Genomic DNA, 4,295 nt, shown 5'->3' with positions numbered 1-4,295 from the left:
GGCCTGCCCGTCGCGACCGACGCCGCGGGACGCGACGGCGTGCTGCACCTCGGCCCGTTCGCGCTGGTGCCCTGGGACCAACCCGCCCAGCTGGTCATCGCCGCCGTGGTCGTGCTGGCCGCGATCCTGACGGCGCGGGCCCGGCGGCGGCTCAAGGCCGTGATCCTGGCGGGCGTGGCCGGCTACGGCAACGCGGCCCTGTTCCTGCTGCACGGCGCCCCGGACCTGGCCCTGACCCAGGTGCTGTGCGAGACGCTGACCCTGGTGGTCATGGTGCTGGTGCTACGCCGTCTGCCCCCGTACTTCTCGGACCGGCCGCTCGCGGCGAGCCGCTGGGTGCGCCTGGCGATCGGCGTCGTGACCGGGCTGGTCGTCATGACGTTCGTGGCCGCCGCTCCACTGGTCCGCGTGCACACCCCGGTGTCGGTGGACTTCCCGGTCGAGGCCGAGACCTTCGGCGGCGGGCGCAACATCGTCAACGTCACGCTCGTCGACATCCGCGCCTGGGACACCGTGGGCGAGATCTCCGTGCTCCTGGTGGCCGCCACCGGCGTCGCGTCGCTCGTCTTCCTGCGGCAGCGCAGCGGCGACGTCCTGCGGCTGGACCGGGCGGCGAACGCCCAGGCCGTCGCCTCCGGCGAGCGCGCCGGGAACCAGCCGGCCCGGCGCGGCAAGTGGCTGCTGGCCGGGCCGACGCTCGACCCCGGGCAGCGCTCCATGCTGTTCGAGGTGCTGACCCGCGTGATCTTCCACCCCATGATCCTGTTCGCCCTGTTCCTGCTGTTCAGCGGGCACAACGCGCCCGGCGGCGGGTTCGCGGCGGGCCTCGTGACCGGCCTGGCCCTCACCGTCAGGTACCTGGCCGGCGGCCGGTTCGAGCTGGGCGAGGCCGCGCCGGTGCACCCCGGCCTCGTGCTCGGCACCGGCCTGTTCCTGTCGGCGGGCGTGGGGCTCGTGGCGCTGCTCGCCGGTCAGGAGGTGCTGGAGAGCACCATCCTCGACCTGCACATTCCGGTGCTGGGCGACGTCCACCTCGTCACCAGCCTCTTCTTCGACATCGGAGTGTTCCTCGTGGTCATCGGCCTGGTCATCGACATCCTGCGGAGCTTCGGCGCGGAGCTGGACCGGCAGGCGGAACCCTTCGCCTGGTCGATCGGCGAGCGCCGGCGGGTCGAGGTCCGTACCGGGGGTGACCGCGCATGATCGTGCTCGACACCGTGCCCTCTGGCGCCCTCCTCCTGACGGTCGGCGTGCTGTTCGCCGCCGGGGTCTACCTGCTGCTGGAGCGATCCCTGACCCGCGTGCTCCTCGGCTTCGTGCTGCTGGGCAACGGGGCCAACCTCGCGATCCTCGTGGCGGGCGGCCGCGCGGGCGCCCCGCCCATCACCGGCGCCACCGCGGAGCCGATGAGCGACCCGCTGGCCCAGGCGATGGTGCTGACCTCGATCGTCATCACGCTCGCGCTGGTCGCGTTCGTGCTGGCCATGGCCTACCGGTCCTGGCAGCTGCACGGGCACGACGAGGTGCAGGACGACCTGGAGGACACCCGCATCGCCCGGCTCGCCGACGCGGACGCGCCGTCGTACGCCGACAGCGACGCCGAGGAGTCCGGGTCCACGCTCGACGAGGAGGCCGTCGCCGTGCGGGACGAGGTCGCGCTGCCGGACCGCGAGACGCCGTCCGGCACCACCCGCGGAGGGGAGGACGCATGACCCCGTGGAGCCTGGAGACCCTCGTCCCCCTGCCCGTGCTGGTGCCGCTGTTCGCCGCGGGCCTGGCCCTGGCGCTGCACCGGTACGAGCGGGCGCAGCGGATCATCTCCGTGGTCGCCCTGTCCGTGGTGGTGGCCGCTGCCGCGGGTCTCGTGGTCGCCGCCCAGGACGGCCCGGTCGTCATCGACGTCGGCGGATGGGCGGCCCCGGTCGGGGTCAACCTCGTGGCCGACCCGCTGGCCGCCCTGATGCTGCTGGTCAGCAGCGTGGTCCTGCTCTGCGTGCTGCTCTACTCGATGGCGCAGGGCATCGCCGACGGCAACGACCGCACGGCGCCCGCCACCAGGGACACGAAGATCCTGCAGGAGGCCATCCGGGGGCAGGACGCGGACGCCGACGAGGACACCCGCCGTGACGTGCTCCCCGTCGCCATCTTCCACCCGACGTTCCTGATCCTCGCCGCGGGCGTGGCGGACGCGTTCCTGGCCGGCGACCTGTTCAACCTGTACGTCGGCTTCGAGATCCTGCTCGCCGCGTCGTACGTGCTGCTCACGCTGGGCGGCACCGTGGAGCGCATCCGCGCGGGCAGCGTGTACGTGGTGGTCGCGCTGCTCAGCTCGATCGTGTTCCTCGTCGCCGTCGGCCTGGTCTACGCGGCCACGGGCACGGTGAACATGGCGCAGCTCGCCGAGCGCCTGCCCGACATCGACCCGGGCGTGCGGCTCGGCATCCAGGGGCTGCTGCTGCTCGCGTTCGGGATCAAGGCGGCCATCTTCCCGCTGTCCGCGTGGCTCCCCGACTCCTACCCGACGGCGCCGGCCCCGGTCACCGCGGTGTTCGCGGGCCTGCTCACCAAGGTGGGCGTGTACGCGATCCTGCGCACCCAGACGCTGCTGTTCCCGCGGAACGAGGCGCTGGAGGCGGTACTCCTCGTGCTGGCGCTGGCCACCATGATCGTCGGCATCCTGGGCGCGGTCGCACAGGACGACGTGAAACGTCTGCTGTCGTTCACGCTGGTGAGCCACATCGGCTACATGATCTTCGGCGTCGCGCTCGCCACCCAGGCGAGCACCGCCGCGGCCATCTTCTACGTGGTGCACCACATTACGGTGCAGACCGCGTTGTTCCTGGTGGTGGGGCTCATCGAACGCCGCACCGGCACCACGTCGCTGGACCGCCTGGGCGGCCTGGCGACGATGGCGCCTGGCCTGGCCGTCCTGTTCTTCGTGCCCGCGATGAACCTCGCGGGTATCCCGCCGCTGTCCGGGTTCCTGGGCAAGGTGGGACTGCTGGAGGCCGGTGTGGTGGACGGCTCCGGGCTGGCCTGGGTGCTGGTGGTCGGCTCGGTGGTCACCTCGCTGCTCACGCTCTACGCCGTGGTCCGGGCCTGGAACAAGGCGTTCTGGCAGCCCTGCCCGGAGAAGCTGCCCGAGCCGACGCCCCTGCCCTGGGGCATGGTCGGCCCGACGGCGGCCCTGGTCGCCGTGAGCGTCGGGCTCACCGTGGTGGCCGGCCCGCTGTACGCCTACGCGGACCGCGCGGCCGAGTCCGTGATGGACGGACGCACCTACATCGAGGCCGTGTTCCCCGACGGCGCGCCACGCGGTACCGGCGAGTCGAACAAGACCACCGACCACACCGAGGAGGTGGCGCCGTGAAGCAGTCCGACCCTGCCCAGGGACCGCGGCGCCGGCGTGCGCGCCGGCTCGTGACGCTCTGGCCCACGATGGTGGTGGGCGCCCTGATCTGGGTGCTCCTGTGGGGCGACCTGTCGTGGGCGAACGTCATCTCGGGCGCTGTGCTCGGCGCCCTCGTGGCGCTGGCGTTCCCGCTGCCGCCCATCGGCACGGCCACGACCGTCCGGATCGGCCCGCTGCTGCACCTGCTCGGCCGGTTCGTCGGCGACCTCGTGCTCGCGTCGTTCCAGGTGGCGTGGACCGCGGTGGTGCCCGGCCGCGCAGCCCGCGGTGGGCCGACGCCGCACGGCGCGCTGGTCTCGGTACCGCTGCGCACCGACTCCGACCTGTTCATCGCCACGACGGCGGGCCTGTCCTCGCTGGTGCCCGGGACGCTCGTGATCGACCTCGACCGGCCGACCCGGACCCTGCGGCTGCACGTGCTGGACATCGCGGCGTCGGGCGGCCCCGAGGCCGTCCGGGACGCCACGCTGGACCTGGAGGCCCGGCTGCTGCGTGCGTTCGCGCCCAGCGCCGAGCTGGCCCGTGCAGGGCTCGCTCCCTACTCCCTGGACAAGGAGGAACGCCGATGATGCTCGCCGTCGGAGTGGTCGCGACCACCCTGCTCGCCGTGGGCGCGCTGCTCGCGGTGGTCCGGATCGAACGCGGTCCCACCATGCTGGACCGGACGGTGGCGTTCGACGTGCTCACCACGGCCCTCGTGGGCGCCATCGCGGTCGAGGCCGCGATCTCGCGCCGCACCGAGTCCGTGCCGATCCTCGTGGTGCTCTCGCTGGTCGGGTTCATCGGGTCGGTGACGATCGCGCGGTTCGCCGCCGTCGAGCCGCCCAAGAACGGCACGGCAGCGCAGCGGTCCGGGCCGCGGCCGGGTGCGGGCGCCGCCGGT

Annotated in this window: 5 protein-coding genes; all 5 read left to right on the top strand. The window is 73.1% G+C overall.

The window, feature by feature from the left end:
* On the top strand, positions 1–1,203 hold a 1,203-nt coding region (mbhE, locus tag PROKR_RS19460; RefSeq protein WP_036965993.1), incomplete at its 5' end, for a hydrogen gas-evolving membrane-bound hydrogenase subunit E.
* A complete protein-coding gene (locus PROKR_RS19455; protein WP_036965990.1) occupies positions 1,200–1,712 on the top strand; it encodes a Na(+)/H(+) antiporter subunit C in 513 nt (170 codons plus the stop codon). The genes mbhE and PROKR_RS19455, both read left to right, overlap by 4 nt.
* On the top strand, positions 1,709–3,370 hold the full coding sequence (locus tag PROKR_RS19450) for a Na+/H+ antiporter subunit D (RefSeq protein WP_036965987.1): 1,662 nt from the start codon (positions 1,709–1,711) through the stop codon (positions 3,368–3,370). Before PROKR_RS19455 ends, PROKR_RS19450 begins: the two co-directional genes overlap by 4 nt.
* Positions 3,367–3,981 carry a Na+/H+ antiporter subunit E gene (locus PROKR_RS19445; RefSeq protein ID WP_084800547.1) on the top strand — a complete coding sequence of 205 codons (615 nt, stop codon included), beginning with the start codon at positions 3,367–3,369 and terminating at the stop codon, positions 3,979–3,981. Before PROKR_RS19450 ends, PROKR_RS19445 begins: the two co-directional genes overlap by 4 nt.
* Positions 3,978–4,295, top strand: a 318-nt coding sequence (locus PROKR_RS19440) for an MrpF/PhaF family protein (protein ID WP_342665886.1), incomplete at its 3' end; no start/stop codon positions are given. The genes PROKR_RS19445 and PROKR_RS19440, both read left to right, overlap by 4 nt.

This window comes from Promicromonospora kroppenstedtii DSM 19349 (genome assembly GCF_000515355.1).
GTDB classification, from domain to species: domain Bacteria; phylum Actinomycetota; class Actinomycetes; order Actinomycetales; family Cellulomonadaceae; genus Promicromonospora; species Promicromonospora kroppenstedtii.
This window is presented reverse-complemented; position numbering and strand designations above follow the sequence as displayed.

Coding starts and splice junctions, on each gene's coding strand:
- PROKR_RS19455 (WP_036965990.1), top strand. CDS start 1,200: ATGATCGTGCTCGACACCGTGCCCTCTGGCGCCCTCCTCCTGACGGTC.
- PROKR_RS19450 (WP_036965987.1), top strand. CDS start 1,709: ATGACCCCGTGGAGCCTGGAGACCCTCGTCCCCCTGCCCGTGCTGGTG.